This window comes from Priestia sp. SIMBA_032 (genome assembly GCF_046535215.1).
GTDB classification, from domain to species: Bacteria; Bacillota; Bacilli; order Bacillales; family Bacillaceae_H; genus Priestia; species Priestia aryabhattai.
The window spans coordinates 1-244 of record NZ_JAWRXD010001368.1 but is presented as its reverse complement, the minus strand read 5'-3'; the positions used below and the strand labels follow the sequence as shown (position 1 = coordinate 244).

1 protein-coding gene is annotated in these 244 nt (G+C 32.0%); it reads left to right on the top strand.

Annotation, left to right across the window (positions count from 1 at the left end):
- Positions 1 to 109: 109 nt before the first annotated feature.
- Positions 110 to 244, top strand: a 135-nt coding sequence (locus SB717_RS38800) for a DUF423 domain-containing protein (protein WP_410908577.1), incomplete at its 3' end; no start/stop codon positions are given.

Here is a 244-nt window from a genome sequence, read left to right as displayed (position 1 = left end):
ATAAAAGAAGAAGGTGCAAATGGTAATTCTTTATTTGATTTTTAAGAATTAAATCGTTTGGCTTATATGAAAAAATTGCTTATGATAAAGGTAAAAAAGGGGAATTAAGATGAAAATTTTCTTTTTACTAGGTTGTATTGCAGCGGGGCTATCTGTTGCGTTAGGGGTCTTTGGAGCACACGGTTTAGAAAATAAAATTTCTGCGAAAATGTTAGAAGTTTGGAAAACAGGCGTTACATATCAG